Origin of the sequence: Halolactibacillus miurensis (assembly GCF_900116255.1) — a bacterium.
Lineage (GTDB): Bacteria > Bacillota > Bacilli > Bacillales > Amphibacillaceae > Halolactibacillus > Halolactibacillus miurensis.
In genome coordinates this window covers 1-20,388 of record NZ_FPAI01000031.1, presented here as the reverse complement: position 1 = coordinate 20,388, position 20,388 = coordinate 1, and the positions used below count along the sequence as shown (strand labels likewise).

At 38.7% G+C, this 20,388-nt stretch carries 15 protein-coding genes and 3 pseudogenes; 6 read left to right on the top strand and 12 right to left on the bottom strand.

Going from position 1 to position 20,388, the window contains the following annotated elements; genetic code table 11:
• Genes BM390_RS13515 through BM390_RS13495 form a run of 5 tightly spaced genes read right to left on the bottom strand, consistent with a single transcriptional unit; the run spans position 1 to position 6,167 of the window.
• Entirely contained in the window at positions 1–960 is a 960-nt protein-coding gene (locus BM390_RS13515) for a carbohydrate kinase family protein (RefSeq protein ID WP_062321031.1), read from the bottom strand.
• Between the two features lie 16 nt (positions 961–976).
• Positions 977–3,166, bottom strand: a complete 2,190-nt coding sequence (locus BM390_RS13510) for an alpha-galactosidase (RefSeq protein WP_089855437.1) — start codon at positions 3,164–3,166, stop codon at positions 977–979.
• 15 nt (positions 3,167–3,181) lie between these two features.
• Positions 3,182–4,003, bottom strand: a complete 822-nt coding sequence (locus BM390_RS13505) for a carbohydrate ABC transporter permease (protein WP_062321027.1) — start codon at positions 4,001–4,003, stop codon at positions 3,182–3,184.
• Entirely contained in the window at positions 4,003–4,869 is an 867-nt protein-coding gene (locus BM390_RS13500) for a carbohydrate ABC transporter permease (protein ID WP_089855456.1), read from the bottom strand. Before BM390_RS13500 ends, BM390_RS13505 begins: the two co-directional genes overlap by 1 nt.
• A 59-nt stretch (positions 4,870–4,928) precedes the next feature.
• A complete protein-coding gene (locus BM390_RS13495) occupies positions 4,929–6,167 on the bottom strand; it encodes an ABC transporter substrate-binding protein (RefSeq protein ID WP_089855434.1) in 1,239 nt (412 codons plus the stop codon).
• A gap of 348 nt (positions 6,168–6,515) precedes the next feature.
• Between BM390_RS13495 and BM390_RS13490 the strand changes: the two genes are divergently transcribed.
• Positions 6,516–7,505 (top strand): LacI family DNA-binding transcriptional regulator, encoded by a 990-nt coding sequence (locus tag BM390_RS13490; protein WP_089855431.1) that lies wholly within the window; start codon positions 6,516–6,518, stop codon positions 7,503–7,505.
• An 89-nt stretch (positions 7,506–7,594) separates the two neighbouring features.
• On the opposite strand, the gene BM390_RS13485 is transcribed toward BM390_RS13490, so the two are convergent.
• Positions 7,595–7,996 carry a hypothetical protein gene (locus tag BM390_RS13485; protein ID WP_246806780.1) on the bottom strand — a complete coding sequence of 134 codons (402 nt, stop codon included), beginning with the start codon at positions 7,994–7,996 and terminating at the stop codon, positions 7,595–7,597.
• Positions 7,997–8,191: 195 nt separating this feature from the next.
• Between BM390_RS13485 and BM390_RS13480 the strand changes: the two genes are divergently transcribed.
• Together BM390_RS13480 and BM390_RS13475 are read left to right on the top strand one after the other, a co-directional pair.
• On the top strand, positions 8,192–9,136 hold the full coding sequence (locus BM390_RS13480) for an ABC transporter ATP-binding protein (protein WP_089855425.1): 945 nt from the start codon (positions 8,192–8,194) through the stop codon (positions 9,134–9,136).
• A gap of 1 nt (position 9,137) precedes the next feature.
• Entirely contained in the window at positions 9,138–10,655 is a 1,518-nt protein-coding gene (locus BM390_RS13475) for an ABC transporter permease/substrate-binding protein (protein WP_089855422.1), read from the top strand.
• 119 nt (positions 10,656–10,774) lie between these two features.
• Here the strand turns inward: BM390_RS13475 and BM390_RS13470 are convergent, their stop codons facing one another.
• Both BM390_RS13470 and BM390_RS15770 read right to left on the bottom strand, forming a co-directional pair.
• Positions 10,775–12,319: a bifunctional diguanylate cyclase/phosphohydrolase gene (locus tag BM390_RS13470; RefSeq protein WP_089855419.1), complete on the bottom strand. Its 1,545-nt coding sequence runs from the start codon at positions 12,317–12,319 to the stop codon at positions 10,775–10,777.
• A gap of 95 nt (positions 12,320–12,414) precedes the next feature.
• Positions 12,415–12,819, bottom strand: a pseudogene (locus tag BM390_RS15770) (chemotaxis protein CheB).
• Between the two features lie 200 nt (positions 12,820–13,019).
• On the opposite strand from BM390_RS15770, the gene BM390_RS13455 reads away from it, so the two are divergent.
• Positions 13,020–14,021 carry a potassium channel family protein gene (locus BM390_RS13455; RefSeq protein ID WP_062323722.1) on the top strand — a complete coding sequence of 334 codons (1,002 nt, stop codon included), beginning with the start codon at positions 13,020–13,022 and terminating at the stop codon, positions 14,019–14,021.
• A gap of 85 nt (positions 14,022–14,106) precedes the next feature.
• Here BM390_RS13455 and BM390_RS13450 read toward each other — a convergent pair whose 3' ends face one another.
• From BM390_RS13450 to BM390_RS15765, 3 genes and pseudogenes are all read right to left on the bottom strand, one after another.
• The gene (locus tag BM390_RS13450; protein ID WP_089855416.1) at positions 14,107–16,857 is read right to left on the bottom strand and encodes a glycoside hydrolase family 3 protein; all 2,751 of its coding nucleotides are present in this window, start codon (positions 16,855–16,857) and stop codon (positions 14,107–14,109) included.
• Positions 16,858–17,034: 177 nt separating this feature from the next.
• Complete coding sequence (locus BM390_RS13445) at positions 17,035–18,684, bottom strand: FAD-dependent oxidoreductase (RefSeq protein WP_062323720.1); 1,650 nt, start codon at positions 18,682–18,684, stop codon at positions 17,035–17,037.
• A 140-nt stretch (positions 18,685–18,824) separates the two neighbouring features.
• Positions 18,825–19,257, bottom strand: a pseudogene (locus tag BM390_RS15765) (transposase); the annotation flags it as partial.
• A gap of 335 nt (positions 19,258–19,592) precedes the next feature.
• On the opposite strand from BM390_RS15765, the gene BM390_RS13435 reads away from it, so the two are divergent.
• Complete coding sequence (locus BM390_RS13435; RefSeq protein WP_177220731.1) at positions 19,593–19,886, top strand: hypothetical protein; 294 nt, start codon at positions 19,593–19,595, stop codon at positions 19,884–19,886.
• A 17-nt stretch (positions 19,887–19,903) separates the two neighbouring features.
• Entirely contained in the window at positions 19,904–20,122 is a 219-nt protein-coding gene (locus tag BM390_RS13430; RefSeq protein WP_089855413.1) for a hypothetical protein, read from the top strand.
• A gap of 95 nt (positions 20,123–20,217) precedes the next feature.
• On the opposite strand, the pseudogene BM390_RS15325 reads toward BM390_RS13430, so the two are convergent.
• A pseudogene (locus BM390_RS15325) lies at positions 20,218–20,388 on the bottom strand (IS5/IS1182 family transposase); the annotation flags it as partial.

The window sequence follows — 20,388 nt, the reverse complement described above, 5'->3', positions numbered from 1 at the left end:
TTACAGATGTGGTTCTTTATCTAAAAATTCTTCATAATGCGGTAATTTTACTACTGCACCTGTAAATTGCAGTTTATAAGCGCTTGTTGAAAAGCCTAAATCAAGCGCTTGTTCTACCGTTTTTCCTTGGGTAATCCCTGTATAAAAACCGGACCAAAAAGCATCTCCTGCCCCAGTTGTATCGACAACTTTCGTTGCTTTTGTTTTATAGTACGTTTTTTCTCCATCAAATGAAGCAATGGCGCCATCTTTTCCCAAGGTCATTAGAACAATGGGACACCCTAGCGCATGAAACTTTTCAATGTGATTCTCAGGGGAATCGTCACCAAACAACCTGAAAGCATCGTCTTCTGATGGCTTAACAATATCTGCTTGACTAATCATCTCTTTCATAATCTGAATCCCATCTTCATCTTCATCCCATAACCCTGGGTGATAATTCGGATCAAAGCCGACAAGGACTTCTGCCTCTTTTGCGATTTTAACGGCGTCATAAACGACTTTTCTGGATGATGATTTAGACAAGGGCCATGATGAAATATGCATGATCTTTGTATTTCTAATTGCTTGTTCAAGTTCATCTGTTAAACGAATATCAAAATCACTGCCCCGATAAAAAATCGGAGTCGGACTGCCTTTACTTTTGTTCACGACGACCATACTGGTTGATTTATCTGTCCGCTGAATCAATGTCGTATCAACAGATTCTTTCTCAAGGTGGTGAATTAAAAAGTCACCAAATCGATCGTCACCTACCGCAGCAACAAGGCGCGCTTCACCACCAAGACGATTGATATTCATGCAAAGGTTAGCTGGCGAGCCACCGAAGAATGCATGAAAACCATTATTCTCAGTGAGAGAATGATAGCTATCAGAAATCATATCAATTAATATCTCACCAATCGATAACACATCAACCGGTGCTTGTTTTAAGGTGAAAGGTTGATTTAATTTTATCAAAGTAACCTCCCCTTTCTCACTTGACCGCTTCTAGACGATAAAGCGTGCTTTTAAAATCATGGTTGGCATACGGGACATTAAGCCCAATATGCATTAAACTATCGCCACTATACACATCATTTGTTTCTAATACGCAATAATCTGTTTCAGGATCTAAACCTTGTAATTTAACGGCTTTAAACGGTCCATTCGCCTCAGCAAGTGTGTGCACATAAATAAAGACAGCCTTATCTTTTGTTTCACTCACATGAATCGAACCGTAATTACCTGTCTCAAACGGACTCACTAAACGATAGAATGTTCCGTACTGAATCGTTTGTCGAATAGATTTATATAAGTCTACTTGCGTTTTAATACCGCTAATTTCCTCATCAGATAATTTTGTTACATCTAGCTCATAACCTAAATTCCCATCCATAGCGACATGTCCCCTTGTTTCAAGAGGCGTGATTCGTCCCACTTGATGGTTAGGCACCTCAGATACGTGAGACCCCATTGAACTAATTGGATAGACTAAACTCGTACCGTATTGAATCCGTAGGCGTGAGATTGCATCAGTATTATCACTTGTCCATGTTTGCGGCATATAATAAAGCATCCCTGGATCAAATCTGCCGCCTCCACCCGAACAACTTTCAAATAAAATCTCAGGGAACTTAGCTGTAATAGTTTCCATCACCCGGTAAAGCCCTAAAATATAACGGTGGGCCACTTCTTTTTGTTGTTCTTTTGGCCAATAATGCGAACCGATTTCAGTCATATTACGATTCATATCCCATTTCACATAACTGATCGGCGCAGATTCTAAAATAGCGGTGACGCGTTGAATCATCTCATCACACACATCTGGACGCGAAAAGTCTAATACGAGTTGATTACGACTTTCTGAACGACGACGATTTGGCACATGCAGACACCAATCTGGGTGCGCTTTGTATAGTTCACTTTCTGGCGACACCATTTCAGGCTCAAACCAAAGACCAAACTGCATGCCCATCTTATTGATTTTTTCAGCAAGTGTTTTAAGACCACTTGGAAGTTTTTCGTCATAAACAAACCAATCACCGAGTGATGTAAAATCATCATCACGTTTTCCAAACCAACCGTCATCTAAAACAAATAACTCAACGCCAGTGTCTTTTGCTTTATCAGCAATCGTTAAAATTTTATCTTCATTAAAATCAAAATACGTCGCTTCCCAGTTATTAATCAGCACGGGACGCTCCGCGTCACGATGTTTGCCACGAGCTAACCTTCTGCCGTATAAATCATGATACATACGCGACATATCATTTAAACCTTGGTCCGTATAGACCATCACGACTTCAGGTGTTTGGAATGTTTCAGCTGGTTTTAATAACCACTTAAAATCAAAGTCATTGATGCCCATAATGACTCGTGATTGACATGTTTGATCCACTTCAACTTCAGCTTTAAAGTTGCCACTATAGACTAGACTAAAACCATAGACTTCACCTGTCGTTTCTGTTGTTTCTTCTTGCACTAAGGCGATAAAAGGATTTTGATGATGACTACTTGAACCGCGTCTACTCTCCACACTTTGCATTCCACGGCGCAGAGGTGCACGTTCAATATCACGTTCTCTCACGTGAGCACCTGGTAAGTTGATCATCTCAAAATCAGTCTCTCTAAAATCAACACTCATCGAAGCCACTTTTTCAAGCCCAAGTGTGTCTTCTCCTTTATTTTCAACGTGTACCGCACGTGTGATGGCATTTCTTGTTGCGTAAACGGTATAAATTAATGTCACGTGTAACTGTGTGACTTCATCAAGCATAGATACCTTTAACGTATCCGCTTCTGAAGTATCTTCTACATAGGTAGCCGGAAGCCCTTCAAGCCGTCGTTTACCTGGTAAGATTTCGTGACTTACATAACGTAAATCGGTAATTCGTCCGCCATCAGCTGTTTCAATATGAACAGCAGGTGAACGAAAGTCTGTATGTCCATAGGCAGGGTATTCTTGTGGTAATGTATCTAAAGAAAACGTACGGTCTTCTTTATTCGGATTCCCACTGAACCCTCGATCGATATAGCGTAAGCTTTTCGGCATAGAGGTCGAACGCACACGCTTACCCCAATATAAATGAGCTAGATAATCGTTATTTACAACTTGAAATAGATAACTTGATTGGTTTGTCTGTAAGTGAAATATTTTTGTCTCTTTATCAAAATAGATTGTCATAGTCACCCTACTTTCTTATGATTTAATTGCCCCTTGTGTGACTCCACTAATAATGCGTTTTTGCAAGAAGAGATACACAACTAACATTGGTAGTAACGCCATGAGATATGAGGCAAACGCCAAGTTATAGTTCGTCGCAAATTGGCTCTGGAATACATATTGAACAAGTGGTAACGTACGGTCACCTTGATCAGATAAGACGACGAGTGGTAATAAGAAATCATTCCATGCCCAGAGTGCTGTTAAAATACCCACAGTCGCATTCATTGGAGATAAAATTGGGAAGATAATTCGCCAGAACACGCCCCACTTTGAACAGCCATCTACAATGGCAGCTTCTTCTAATTCCTTCGGAATTGTCTTAACATAGCCCGTGTATAAGAACGTATTAAAAGCTAATCCATACACAACATAAAGAATAATTAAACCATTAAGATTCATTAGACCAAGCGCACTCATTTGCTTAACAATCGGTAACATAATAATTGGAAAAGGCACAAACATCGCACTGACTAAATAGAAGTACAAGAATTTAAATGCCTTACGATGTAAGTTACGAGCAATTGCATAAGCGACAAGTGAGTTAGATAGAATCGTTAAAATCACGGTAAAGAAGGTCACATACGCACTGTTACCAAACGCGTTGAAGAAATTCGTCATCTCAATCGCGGTTTTAAAATTATCAAAGGTCCATGTGGATGGTAATGATAGAATCGATTGAGCTGTCTCTGCCGGTGTTTTAAAAGCATTCACAATTGTAATAAATACCGGAAAAAGGATGAAAATTGATCCTAACATTAATAAAATTGTCGTGACATAATTTGTTTTATTACGCATTACATTTGCACCTCCCGTTTCTGCAGGAATCTAATCTGAATAATAGAAATGGTGACAATCACAAAGAAATAAATAACAGCGTTAGCTGATTGCAAGGCAAATTGACCGCCTGTAAAGCCATCTTCATAAATTAATAGTGAGATGGATTGTGTCGAACGACCAGGTCCACCACCCGTTAGCGCAACAACATGGTCAAATACCATTAAGAAGTTTTTCATCGCAAGAACCATGTTAATTGTAAAGAATGGTGCGATTAACGGGAAGGTCACGTGACGGAATTGTTGCCACTTACTGGCTCCATCAAGGCCTGATGCTTCATATAAATCTTCTGGAATCGTCGCTAGTCCCGATAAGTATAAAATGACATTTAGTGCAGCAGCTTGCCAAACACCGACAATGACGATCGCTATCCAAGCAGAATCTTTGTCACCGAGGATACTTTTCGCAAGTCCTTCAATACCAAAAGATTGGCCAATTTCAGGAATGAACACGGAGAAAATGAACTTAAAGACAAAACCTACAATGAGAATACTTAAAATATTTGGCATAAAGTAGATGCCTCGTAATGTCTTATGAAACTTCACTTTTGAATTAAGACCAAGTGCAATCGTTAAACTGATGATATTAACTAAGATCGTTGATATGATCGCAAATTTAAAGGTAAATTGATAGGAGTTTAAAATGCGTGGGTCTTTAAAAACATTGATATAATTTTCGATACCGATAAAGTTCCAATCACCATATCCACGATAATCTGTGAAACTATAAAAAATCCCTTGCATCAATGGAAAGGTATGAAAACTAAAGAATAATATTAACGCGGGTAACACCATCATTAAATATACCCGGGTATTTTTTTTATCCATCATTGGATATTCCTCCTTAAAAGTAAAAGGGAGAAAGAGACTTTCCCCCTTTTATCAGGTTATTCGCTTAAGCGTTCATATTCTGAATCCATTTCACTTAATAAGCCATCTAATTCCCCACCTAGTAAGTAGTCTTGGAACATAATTTCTACACCATATCCTTGTGGGTAGTAGTGATCAGAGAATGGTAAAACATCCCCTTCTTCAAAATATGGTTGAAGTTCTTCAAGTGCTGGATCTGTTTGTTCTGCTCCTTCTACCGCGGCAAACATACGTTGTGTTTCTAGATAGAATTCAACATTTTCTGGTTGCAATAAGAACTCAACAAATTTTTGTGCTTCTTCAGGATGATCCCCATCTTTCGCCATAGCAATCGCTACATCGACACCAGATACGATGCTATTATGATCGTTTGTTGCAGGCATTGGGAAAACACCTACTTCTAAATCAGGATTTGCTTCTAAAATTGGACCAAGCGCCCAAACACCTTGCATGTACATAGCTGCTTCACCATTAGCGAAAGCTGTGTTACCCATATTGTAATCATAACCAAAGACATCATTTTCAGCGTATGGTAATAATGTTTTAACCTTTTCAGCAATTTCGCCGTATACTTCTGTAAATGACGTGTTTCCTGCTTCTAATTCGTCAAAGAATGCCATACCGTGTGTATTCGATGCAATCGTATTTAACGGAGGTAAAACCGTCCAAGCTTCACCATAAGTTGACATTAATGGATTAACATCTGACGTTTTAATTTCATCAAGTAACGCAATGAAATCATCCCAAGTTGTTGGAATTTCTAATCCTAAATCATTAAAGATTGTTTTGTTGTAAAGGACACCATTCGCATTCACAGAATGTGGGAATGCATATAATTCTTCTGTGCCACTTAAACGTTTTAACATGTCTTCATATTCGTCTGTTACCGTATCAAGTAAGGCGTCATCTGATAAATCTTTTAAGACACCTGCACGCGCTACTTCACCAAATGTAACACCACCATTAATTGTCATCACATCAGGAATGTCATTTTGTGATAAACGTGAAAATAAGACCGTATCCGCATCCGGAGAATTATTTTGAACCACTGTGATATTTGGGTTGTCTGCTTCAAACTTTTCAATTAAAACGTCAAATTCTTTAACCGCTTCACTCTTGAATTGGAAGAATTCTAATTCAACTTGATCGCCAGAACCACTATCTGATGAACCTCCATCCGATGTGTCATCACCACATGCTGCTAATACTAGTACCGCTAGTAACATTACTATCAAACCTTTTAACATTTTATTCATTTTCTAAAACCCCCTGTTTTTTGTAAGCGTTATCAACAATATCCTAAAAAATAAACTGACAGATTGTTTGCTAAGGATACGCCTCCTTTATTGCTTGTTAGTTTGTATTAACTTTATGGCTATATCTTATCACCCTAGAAAAAGTATGTCAATCGTTTTCATATAATTTTTTAAGGTTTTTAAATCGATATTGTACGTTAAATGTACAAAAACACAAAAAACAGGCGTTTTATATTGTTAAAAAGCACAAGATGAAACCGTTTTATTTATTTTAAATGTGAAAACGATTAACATATGCTATAATTACCATACATACAAAATAATTATAATATAAATGGGGAATGCTCTATGGTTAGTATTAAAGATGTTGCTAAAGAAGCAGGCGTATCTGTGACGACCGTCTCACGCGTGATGAATAATCGCGGCTATATTGGTGAAGCTACACGCGAAAAAGTTGAAGCAGCGATTCAATCACTCAATTATTCACCAAATCAAATTGCACGTTCACTACTATCAAATGAATCTCATTTGATTGGGTTAATTGTACCTGAAATACGCCACCCTTTCTTTAGCGAGATGGTTCACTGGATTGAACACTATGCAAGCCAAAATAATTTTAAAATCATTATATGTAATTCAGTGAATGATAAAGACAAGGAATCTGGCTATTTACAGATGCTGAAAGAACACCGGGCAGATGGCGTCATTATGTGCTCACATACTCTAGATATTGATGTCTATAAAAATTTAACGATACCGATTGTTTCGTTTGATCGTATTATTTCATCTAAAATACCCTACGTGGCGAGTGATAACTATCACGGCGGGGAATTGGCTACTCAGCATTTAATCAAGAAAGGATGCAAAAAATTACTGCATATTGCTGGACCGTTAAACTTTGAAATGTTATCTAATCGTCGGTTTGATGCTTTTCAAATGACTTGTTCTCGAAACGGTATCCCTTGGGATGTGATTGAAGGGGCTAATGTGGAATCAACATTTGATGATAATTACCGTTTCATTGAAGAAAGTTTAGCAAACAAACTCAATGAATTTGACGGCGTATTTTGTAGTAATGATTTGATGGCTTATGCACTGACTGTTTATGCGACACGTCACAACATCAAGGTACCCAATGAATTAAAAATTGTCGGTTATGACTACAATAACTACACACGCATGCTACAGTCACCAAAGTTGACAACGATTAAACAGCCGATTGAACAACTAGCTGAGCAGCTCATCACCTCACTTATTAAACAGATGAAAAATAAAGATCAACCACTGACTGAACGCGCTATATTTGATGTAGAATTAATCAAAGGCGAAACAACCTAACTCCTTCACATAAAAAGATCCAGTTGTGCATCATTTACACAACTGGATCTTTTTTTAGTTACAACATGACTTTTCATTAGTCCTTGTTATTACATACGTATCTTCACCTCAAACGATGTGTGACATTTCGGACAAGTCGTTTTGTGACGCCCTCTTTTGCGCGGTAATCTTAAGGTGACAGCACAATTCGGACATTTACGGTATCGTTTTGTCGGTATATCTTTTATTCTTTGAAGAAGTTTCTTTCCAGTATGTTTCATTCCGTTAACAACGCGCAAATACACCGCATTCTCTCTTTGTCTTACGACAATATTTTTCGAGAACATTCGAAAGACCGCTAAAATAATAACCAGCGTCATCAACCCTGTCATTAATTCTGGCATAAACCAGCGACTGAAAAACAATAGAATAAAATATAGGACTAACATGCCTACATATAACTGATCAAGGCCGTAACGGCCTTGCATAAATTGTCTAAAGCGTTGTTTCACTCGTGTACCCTCCATTTGATTAAACCTTTTTGTTTGTCTTCTCACTTCATAACATAATCTATTCATACTGTACTATCATACCAAAGAGAAAGATTCATTGACTAGTCTTTTACCTTACTTGTTTGGAAGTGGCTTTTTACGGGTACTTAAGATTAACGAATGCTAATCATTTTGTATTCAAGAAAGGAGAACGATATGATCCGTTTCGAACACGTTAAAAAAACTTTTCAAGACGGCACGACCGCAATAAAAGACAGCAGCTTTGACGTGAAAGAAGGTGAATTTTTTGTCATTATCGGACCGAGTGGGTGTGGTAAAACAACGACATTAAAAACCATTAACCGACTGATTCCGATATCTGATGGCACTATTTTTATTCAAGATAAAAAAATTAGTGAGTACGATATCAATAAACTCCGCTGGAATATCGGATATGTCCTCCAACAAATTGCTTTATTTCCTCACTTAACGATTGAAGAAAATATTTCCATTGTACCTGAATTGAAAAAATGGACTCGTGAGGATATTGCTAATCGAGTGACAGAACTACTGAATATGGTAGGACTTGATGCGGAGAAATACCGTAAACGTCTGCCACATGAATTATCAGGTGGCGAACAACAACGGATTGGTGTTGTTCGGGCGCTTGCTGCTGACCCTGATATAATTTTAATGGATGAACCTTTTAGTGCTCTCGATCCAATAAGTCGCGAAAAACTCCAAAATGATATTCAGGACTTACAGAAGAAAATCAAAAAGACCATTGTCTTTGTCACGCATGACATTCGTGAAGCCGTGAAGTTAGCTGATCGCGTTTGTTTAATGAAATCAGGCGATATTATTCAAGTGGGCACACCTGAAGAGATTATCCACAACCCTGCCAACGATTTTGTTAGGACCTTTACTAAAAGTGTCCAACCAGAACACAAGCATGATCTCGACATTACAACAATACTTACTGACGACGTCACAGAAGGCGCACCTGAAATATCTATTGATACGTCACCTTTTGACATACTGAGACATTTCACATCAAACGAGAGACTTCTCATAACCAAAAATAATAGACCGATTGGCTCGCTAACAAAAGCGACCTTTACTGATGCGTTTATCGAACACTTCGAGAAAGGAGCGGTGTAACATGACTCTATTCTTTGATACACTTTCTCAAAGACAAGATCAATTAATCAGTGCTCTTCTTGAACATATTCAACTTTCATTTATTGCCCTATTCTTTGCCGTTCTTCTCTCCATCCCTTTAGGTATTTACTTAACAAGAAAAGAAAGATTCGCGGAATCCATTATCGGTGTAACAGCCGTCTTACAAACCATCCCGTCACTTGCGCTACTAGGATTATTCATCCCCTTATTCGGGATTGGTAAAGTACCCGCTGTGATTGCTCTTACGGTGTATGCTTTATTGCCTATTGTACGAAATACATTCACTGGTATTAAGGAAGTAGATGATTCTCTGATTGAAGCCGCCACAGCGATGGGAATGAACTCTAAGAAACGGTTAGTAAAAGTAGAAATTCCACTCGCAATGCCGGTTATTATGGCGGGTATTCGAACCGCCATGGTCCTCATTGTTGGTACCGCCACACTTGCCGCCCTGATAGGTGCGGGTGGTTTAGGCGATATTATTTTACTCGGAATCGATCGCAACAACACATCCCTTATCTTTATTGGGGCGATTCCTGCCGCTATGTTAGCGATCTTATTTGATTTTATTTTACGCAAGCTCGAACGTGTAAACTATAAATATTCCATCACGGCCATTGTGGCCATTCTTATTTTAACCCTTGGATTAACACTGGCACCTTCACTCTTAAATCAAGAGGAAGAGACGCTCGTCATTGGCGGGAAGTTAGGTGCTGAACCTGAAATCTTAGTTGAAATGTATAAAGCCTTGATTGAAGAAGAGATGGATGTCCGTGTCGAAACACGTTCTGGATTAGGGAAGACCAGTTTTGTGTTTGATGCGCTTGATAATAAAGAAATTGATCTCTACCCTGAATTTACGGGTACCGTTTTAGGTGAGTTGATTAAAGAACAAGCCGAAAAAAATACAAAAGAAGCGGTTTATGAACAAGCACGATCTGGTATTATGCGTGACTACAATATGATGTTGTTAGAGCCAATGGCTTTTAATAATACCTACGCTTTAGCTGTCACTGAGGAACTAGCGAATGAGTATGACTTAGAAACAATTTCTGATTTAGAACGTGCCCTGGATGATATTAAAGCTGGATTTACTTTAGAATTTTCAGATCGTGAGGATGGGTATCTGGGTATTCAATCCCTCTATGGCCTAACTTTCCCATCACTACAAACGATGGAACCAAGCTTACGCTATCAGGCGATTGAATCAGGGGATATTAATTTAATTGATGCTTATTCAACCGATCCAGAAATTGAACGCTATAACTTAGTCGTCTTAGAAGATGATCAAGAATTATTCCCACCATATCAGGGAGCACCGCTACTACGTGCAGAAACATTGGAACAATACCCTGAACTTGAGGCTGTTTTAAATCAACTCAGTGGGCAAATTACGTCCGATGAGATGCGTGAAATGAATTACCGAGTCGGTGTTGATAATGAAGACGCTAGCGTTGTCGCGCGAGATTATTTAACTGAGGCAGGATTCATTGAGTAGAAAAAACAAAAAAACTTGATCGAAGTCATAACGTTACACGACTAACGTCAAAAAGAAGAAGTAGACATCTAGTCCACTTCTTCTTTTTTATCGCTCAATACATGAGCAATTAGTATACGTTAGTTGAGGTCCACTTTTAAAAGTACTTTACTGATAAAAATATCGACAAGTTCTGCATCAAATTGACGTCCTTTATGATATTTAAGTTCTGTACTGGCCTCTTCTTTTGATTTAGGAATAGAATAAGGGCGAGGCTTCGTCATAGCATCATACGCATCACAAACGGCTAGTATGCGGCTGAGATAAGGAATACTTTCTCCTTTTAACCCTCTTGGATAACCCGTGCCGTCGTAAAATTCATGATGATATAGAACGATGTCGGCAATATCTTTAAATTCTTGTGACGCTTGTAATATGCGATACCCCATTTCTGGATGTTGTTTCATTTCTCGCTTTTCATTAGTATTTAGGCCTGACGCTTTATCTAAAATTGTATGGTCTACCGTCACCTTACCAATATCATGCAGTAGCCCCGCTGTCTTTAACTGATGAATTTCTGTCGCATTTAAGTTAAGGACTTTTCCAAACGTCTCCGCTAAAAAACTCACGCGTTCTCCGTGTTCTTTCTCACGCGGTTTCTTCTCATGTAAGACCGCCAATATTCCCTCGATAATATCTTTTCTTCCACTTGATTTAGTATGAAGCTTATTTTGATACATGCGATCTTCAGCTAGGTGAACAAGTTTAATTAAGTCTTGACTAGGTTTACGTTTATACGCATACCCGAATGAAATCGATAGTTGAATATCTTTAACTGTTATCAAGGATTGTGCCTCTTTTAATGTCAACATCAGCTTTTTCATCTGCTCCTCTGTTGTCTCCGTTAAAATAATCACAAACTCATCACCACCAATACGTGCTAAATACATCGTGTCATCCATATGATGTTCAATTAACTCAACAGCTTTTTTAATTAACTCATCACCAAACATATGACCGAATGCGTCATTAATCATCTTTAAGCCATTTATATCTGCAAAAATCACACCAAAATGCTTCGTCAACTTTTCATTGAGTTGCTGTATTAAGTTTTCATAATAATGGCGGTTATATACGCCGGTTAAAGCATCATGATTACTCATATACTTAATTTGCTTTTGATAGGTGACAAGTGCTGTCTCATCGATCATAGCTAAATGAATCAGCGTTTCATTGGAACGCACATATTGCTGCAGAAACTTGATATAACGTACCGGCTCTGTTCTTGTCTTAAATGAAAAAGAGGTCTCTAACTGATCTTCTTTCAACTGTTGAAAGAAGAAGTAAAAGCGATCTTGATCTTCATCAGCAATAAAGTGTTGTAACTTAGATTGGTGAGGTGTGAGCGAATCAAACAGTTGATAACTATAATGATTGGCTTTTACAATCAAACCAGTTAAATCGACGATGAGATAACCTACAGGCGCATCCATAAATAATCTTTCATATTCTAGTTTTGTTTCTTCTAAATATTGATTGATTTCACTTAATTCATCATTCTGAGAGCATAACTCCTCATGATAGATCGATAATGCTTCTATTAATATTTCTTTTGATCCTTCAAACTCTTTATGAGGGCTATTCTTTTCTAACACCTGTTCTATAAGTTTTTCTAACTCACTCACATGCTCACTCCTTTTCTATATACTGATTTAATTAAATGGTATTTTTATAATGCGATAAATGAGGCAGTCTGTCTATCATCCTTTATGGCACGCATTCAAAGTATGCCATCACTTCCAGGACCCGATAAGACAATCGCAATGGCTTGTTTTTTCTGATCAAGTGCCAGTGACTTAAAAAAGATATCGATAGGTAAATGTAACTGATGGTCAGCTACTTGCTTTTCTAACAATAACGTTCCATTAAAAATAGAGACATTCATACGTGGAGGAATTAAATACAGATGATTTCCCTCTGTTATCATCCCCTCTTCCGCCACAGTAATAGGGATTTTTGTATGCCGTGCCAATCACTCATCCATCAAACGCTTAAACTCTTGGGAAAGATGTTGAACAACGATAAAAGTTAACCTAGAGTCTTCAGGTATATAATGAAATAAACACTCTAAAGCTTCTAATCCACCTGCTGAAGCACCTACTCCTACATAATAACGTTGTGACATAAGAACCTCCCGACCTTTTATATATTAGGTTAATTATACTATGATTAAAGCCTTGTTACAATTATTTCCGGTTGTTTATTTCCTTTCACTCTTGAGATCATTTGTAATTTTATACCTACCTCGTCTTTTATACATATAGAAAAAATGATACAATGAAAGTGCTTTTAAGAATACAAACTGACACCTTGAGGTGGTCTTCTATGCAAAAATACACACGCACACTTTCTATTCTGTTTTTATTATTAATTGTCAACGTCATCGGTACGGTTGGTTACTTGTTACTATTAGATGTCACTTTTATAGATGCTTTATATATGACAGTGATTACGATTTCTACCGTTGGATTTGGTGAAGTCGTACCATTAACGTTCACGGCGAAAATATTTACGATTCTGCTAATCTTTTTAAGTTTAGGGATTATTGGTTATGCCGGTTCATCCCTAGTTCATTTCTTTTTCGAAGGTAAAATTCGCGATGCTTGGAGGGAACGGAAAATGCGCGATCGATTGGATCATTTAAAAAATCATGTGATTGTTTGCGGGGCAGGCGAAACCGGACGACACGTGATTCAAACATTAAAAGAAGAACAGGTTGATTTCATAGTAATAGAAGAAGACCAAGATAAAGCAGACGCAATAAAAGATGATAAAGTCATGGTCATTGTCGATGATGCCACAACAGATGAGGCATTAGAAAAAGCCGGCATTAAACGGGCGAAAGGTCTAGTAGCCGCTCTCTCAACTGATGCCAACAATTTATATACCGTTCTCACTGCACGTGAGATGAATGAAAAGTTAATGATTGTCGCCCGTGCCATTAATAACAATTCGCACGATAAATTGATTCGCGCCGGCGCAAATAAAACCGTTTCACCAAATGAAATTGGTGGACATCGGATGGCGTCGATGTTGTTAAAACCCTCTGTGGTTGCTTTTCTAGACACGATTACCCATTCGGGAAAAATTGATTTGAACTTAAACCAAGTGATTATTCACCCAAAATCACAACTATGTAATAAAACATTGATGGAAGCCAATATCCCTGAAAAAACCGATTTAATTATTATTGCGATCAAAGACCAACAAGACGATGAGATCGTCTTTAATCCAATGAAAGATTATCGACTGAAACCCTACCAAACCTTGATCGTCTTAGGTGAAGATAAGGATTTATTTAAGCTTAAACAATTAGCTGAACATTAATATAAGACAAGAAAAAGACCGAAAAGCTATTTATGAGCGTCTCGGTCTTTTTCATATGGCTATTTAAACTGTCATCATGTTCATATCAATCAACTGGTATGAATATCATCTCTTTTACATAGATACCTGCTTTTTGAACATCAAAACTCAATGTGTAAGTTCCTTGTTCTAACGTGACTTTTGGCAACTTCTGTTTAATTGCTATTTCATTCATACCATTAGCTTGTGCGGTTGCGACAACTTGATCATTTAACTTGATTGTCATCGCTGACTGACTCAGCGCGTCACCGGTCGACGTATACGTGACATACATCCGGTAAGCTTTAGTCTCATTTACGTTAAAAGTCGTTATTGTCTCATTTGAAACAGCCAGAGGCTGAGTTGTTAATAAAGGATGGTTGACAACACCAGATTGTGAAGGGATTAATCCACTATCATCTCTAAAGACTTGTTTACGTGTCATCACGGGTAATTCTAATAGCACACGACAAATATTTTTCGCACTACGCTGCAACTCTCCCCGAGTGACAGTCCCTTCCTGAAGACCCTTTAATGTATTGTCACCAGCTCTATTTGTTTCAGCCCCGTAATTATTCACGACCATGTAAAGATCGTTTTGACTGCGAATCATATGGTCGGTATGCGCGCGGCTGGGCACACCTTGATTGACGGGATCATTCATATGTGCCCACCAATCGGTCATCACAATACCACGAAAACCCCAGTCCTCTCTTAGAATCGTTGTATTCAGATCATAATTAGATGCTGAAAAATGACCATTCACTGGATTATAGGCCGTCATAATCCCCATTAAATCCGCTTCTTTTACCGCCATCTCAAAGCCTTTTACATACACTTCTCTTAACGCACGCTCACTCACAACCGCATCCACTTGATTGCGCGACTGTTCTTGTGAGTTACAGGCAAAGTGTTTAGCGACCGCATGTGCACCTTCTTTTCTAATCCCTTGCACATTAGCAATGGCCATGATGCCTGTTAAATAAGGGTCTTCTGAGAAATATTCAAAGTTCCGACCGTTCAGTGGATGACGATGAATATTGATTCCTGGCCCAAGCAACAGATCAATCTCATTTTGAATCAGTTCTTTTCCTTCATAACGGTAGAGTGCTTCAATCAAATCCGGATTAAATGTTGAGGCAAGTAATGTCCCAATTGGGACTTGTGTTGCTTTTTCACCTGAGTCCATACGAATGCCTGACGGTCCATCCGCTGTACAACCGACCGGTATGCCTAGTGACAGCAATCGGTCACTGACCCCACCAAAGGCTGACGCTGTCCCTGGTGTAACAAGCGGACTCACCATTCCCTCACCGCGCACAAGAATCGCTAAATCCTCATCCGTTAGCTGACGAATGAAGTCATCTAAGGTTATCTTTTTGTTTAAGACGTCTTGTAACGTATAGGTGGTGTCTTTAAATGACAGGGCTTCGGGTAGTCGGTCGGTTATCCGTTTATTTATATCCTGTTGGCGTAAAGGCACAGGTTCAAGGAGACAGTCATACGTCCCGTCCGCTCGTCTTTTCCCTGGCTTCATCCGCTTGAACGGGGTCACTGGTTTCAGTGCTTCTTCCGCTTGCCTGACTTGTATCGTTTGTCTCAGGTGATAGGGCTGTTTATTCTCATCATAGACAATGTCTGTGTCCCTTACACTCGTCCCGATATGAAAAAGATAGTCCCCCGCTTCTAAAACGTCGCTCGATAGAAAGCCCGTCACACCACTGTCATCATACGAGGTTAGTTGATGAAGGGACAGTTTTATTTCAAGCGTTTCTGTTTCATCTGGTGCTAATAAGCGTGTCTTCATAAATCCGACCAAGCGTTTAGCTGGTTGCCCTAATGTCCCTTGCGGACTCTCAACATAGAGCTGAATCGTTTCTTTACCACTGACGTCTCCTGTATTCGTTACGGTCACACTAAATCTAAATTGCTGATGAGTCGCATCATACTGAAAAGGCTTTGGATTGACTTCAAATGTCGTATACGATAAGCCAAAACCAAACGGATACCTGACTTTATCCGGGCAAAATGTTTCAAAGTAGCGATACCCGACATAAATATCTTCCACATAGTGATTCTGCACGTCACTACCAAAATGTTGACTAGACGGGTAATCAGTTAACTGATACGCAATGGTATCTGGTAGCTTCCCACTTGGTGTCACATGACCTACGAGCACGTCTACAGCCGCTCGCCCGCCTTCCATCCCGCCATGCCATGTATAAATAACACTACTCGGGTCGTAAGACTCAACAAACGACAGATCAATGATATTGGACGTATTCAGTACGACAACAACTCGGTCAAAATATGTCGTCACAAGACGGATCATTCTATCCTCTTTATCGGTTAAATAATAACTCCCTTTTTCAGCGCGATTATCTTGGTCTTCACCTGCCGTTCGCCCAATCACAATAATTGCTTTATCATTTCTTTCACTTGCTTGTTGAACAAATGTATCCATTAACGGCATCTCTTCTTGGAACCAAGGCTCCGCTGCCCACGCACCACCACCATCGTCAAACGGCTGTTTCTTTATAAAGGTTTGATACGCCTCTAAGACCTCTTCATCGATTGTGACGGTTTTATCTTCAAGTAAACTGTCGATAAGATTCGTTGTGTATAACACATTCACGCTCCCACCAGACCCTGTGCCACTTCGATAATAATCATATTGAATCCGACCAAAAACCGCGACTTTTTCAGCTGGCTTTAGCGGCAAGGTGTGATCATCATTCTTTAATAAGACCGCCCCTTCAGCTGCGACTTGTCGACTAAAATCACTAAATCCTTCAATCGGTACACCGATTTTACTCATCTCACTTCACTCCTTACTCCCTCTACTTTCCCCAACCTTATCAGAAAGTAAGTGGGATAAAAACCTAGTAAATCCGTCTAAAAATCCAGTAAAAAAGAGAAAGTCACCCATATAGGCAACTTTCTCATTAAATCCCTGTCTTTATGACGGAAATGATTGATGGTTCATATAGCTTACTTATTGATCCCGCGTTTTTTTCGTCGCTTGATAAAACTTATTCCCACCCGATAAGTTTGATACATCCTTAAAGCCGTGGTTGAGTAAAATATTCTGAACCGCATTACCCGTTGTCCCACTATTACAATACGTGACAGTCGGTAGGTTTTTATCAAGTTCATTTAGTCGTGCCCGAATAACCGCATGCGGCATACTCACCGCTCCGTCCACGCAATTAGCGAGGTGTTGCTTTTCAATCCGGGTATCGACTATTTGAATCTTTTCACCGTTCGCTTCTAGCTCACGCACGTCATCACTCGTCTTTAATGGACGTCCTTTAGACAGCGCGTTATCTAAAATCATCCCGCTATAATGGACCGGATCTTTTGTCGTTGAAAACGGCGGAGCATAAGCGAGGTCTAAGTGGAACAATTCATCAACTGTCGCACCATAGGTTACGAGTGTACTAAACACATCAATGCGCTTATCGACGCCCTCTTGTCCAACAATTTGAACGCCAAGTAACTTTTTCGTGTCACGGTCGGCAATCGCTTTAATATTCATCTCCGTTCCATTAAAGTAAGCCGGTTTATCTGGTTTAATATTATGGGAAATCTCAATATTAAACCCCTCTGCGCGCGCTTCCGCTTCAGATAAACCGGTATTGGCGACGGTAAATTCAAATAATTTATAAATACTTGTCCCGAGAATCCCTTTAAATTCTAATGAACCGCCAGACAATTGGTCACCCGCAATTCGGCCGGTTTTATTCGCCGTAGACCCAAGTGGCCGGTAAACCGGTTTATGCGTTTGTCGCTGAAAGGTTTCAATACAGTCCCCGCAGCTATAGATGTTTTTAAGATTCGTCTCCATACGCTCATTCACTTTAATTGCCCCTGTTTCACCAATCTCAACGCCGATCGCTTTTGCGAGTTCAACATTTGGTTTCACGCCGGTTGCTAAAATAACCAGCTCCGCTGGAATCGTTTCTTCTTCATCAATCTTCACATGATCTGCTTGAATTCCTTTGACGGTTTTGTTTGTTCTTACGTCAATCCCTTTTTTCACAAGTTTATCTTCTAAATAATCTGCCATATCAGGATCAAGGTTTGAGGTAATATGCGGCTTCATCTCAACGATGACCACCTCGATATCTCGTTCAATTAAGTTTTCAAGCATCTCAAATCCAATGAAGCCCGTCCCAACAACGACGGCTGTTTTCGGTTGATGTTCATCGATATAACCTTTAATCTGTCGTGCATCTTGAACGGTCCGTAAGGCATGGACGTGCGGCAGATCGACACCATCAATCGGTGGCACGATGCTCTTTGCTCCTGTTGCGATGACGAGTTTATCGTAGGCATCAGTAAACGTTTCATTAGTTTTTAAGCTTTTCACATGTACCTGTTGGTTATCATGGTCAATTTTTGTTACTAAGTGGGCGGTATGAATATCAATGTTGTATTTCTTCTTAAAGAAGGCTGGGTCTCTTGGCGTTAACGCCTCAATTGATTCTACTTCGTTCCCGATATAATACGGTAACCCGCAACCCGAGTAAGAAATATCGACATCTTTCTCATAAATCGTAATCTCTAAATCATCCTGATTTCGCCTTGCCTTTGCGGCCGCTGATGTTCCAGCCGCTACTGCGCCTATGACAATAAGTTTCATCTTGTGTACCTCCTAGATTATCTTTTAATGATTAAACACCTTTATTTTCACACTGTTACTTTTCCCTACTTATCAACTCATTAACCTTATATAAGCATCTACTTATATACTAATGAATCCTATTCACAAACACAAGCACTTTACACATTCTTAACAAAAAGAGTCTGAAGCAAAACTCGAAAATATGAAGTAAAAACCGGATGTGATTTTCTGTTAAGAAGATCACATCCGAATTTATTTTTAGTATTTTCATCCTTGAAAAAGGTTGTCGATAGATTGGCAGTGAACTTCCGTAAGTTCACTGCCAATAATGCAAATCCAAATTCATTCTCTACAAGTTCTTTTTCGCGAAGAGAAAATCTTGTGAAACCCAAAATAGCCTTCAATAATCCAAATACTAGTTCTACGTCATTTTTTCTTTTGCCGTAAATCTCACCAGCTTCTTCATCCGAAAGCTTCGCACGAATATATGCTTTTTGCTGTTCCAATTATTTTGTTGATGCACACTTTTCTATTATTGCCTTCCTTTGCTTTTGTACATTGCTCTCTCGGGGAACAGTTATGACAATCCTCCAATTTCTTAGCACATTGACGCGCTCATTCTTCAGAATCAATGCCGAGGTGTTTTTTGCGGATCTCTTGGGTTTCTATAACACCAAATCCGACAAACAAATAAGGCCATATCAAGGCTTAATAGTATTTTTAAAGAATTGAAGTGTCAAACTCTCGTGTTAAAAAAATATTTTTAATTGCAAACTATTGACAGTGATATAATATAGTTATACACTAAAATTAACTAAAATTTAGGAGGTTCATTTTTAAAAAAAGTATTGATTGTCGCACTACCTGTCATCATGTTTTTAACTGTATCGACTACTTCTGTATTTGCTCAAACTGGATCGTCCTCTTTGAAGGACAACAAGGTTGATTTTGGACAAGAATTAGTAATTGATGAGTCCACTGAAGGGATAAGTGATGTTTTAACTTATGAAGAGTTAGTAAGTAAAGTTGCAAATGATCAAAACATTTCAAAAGAACAAGGTCGTATAATGTTAAATGGTGATTTTTATAATAACGGTACCACTACTTATAACGGTAGTCTAAACATAGGAATCGGAAAATATGGTAGCGTTTCATTTGGGGTATCTCATGCTACAAATTGGTACAAATATAAATATCAAGAAGGACACAAATACTTTTAATTCTCTGGAGGCTAATCATGAAAAAAAACGTAATAAATTTATCTTTTTTAATTATCGGTCTGATAGTTGGAATACTTATAATTTTTTCTCCTGTTATTATAACTGGAGCATCGTATGATGTACAAAGAGTTATGGGCAACCTTTTAGTTGCAGAATTTATATTGAGAACAAGTTCATTAATTATCGGTTTGTTGGTAGTTTATGATGCTATGAAAACTTTTAGTAAAAAACAATAACGTCTTAAATTTATTAGTAATTGAATCAATTTCATAATTGCTCTTTTTAAAAAATCAAACACGACCAGAATTTCAATATTTGTCTTAAAAAATTTTTATGCTATTTGATATTGCTTTAGGAATGAGCCTAAACGATCTGCTGCTAGTTTTGATGCATTATAAATAAGCGTCACTAAATCAAAGTGAGCTTTTGCACGTTTTCCTGTACGGTAACGAACATTATTAAGCTGGAAAAACTCCTTAAGATAGCCATTTACTCTTTCGAC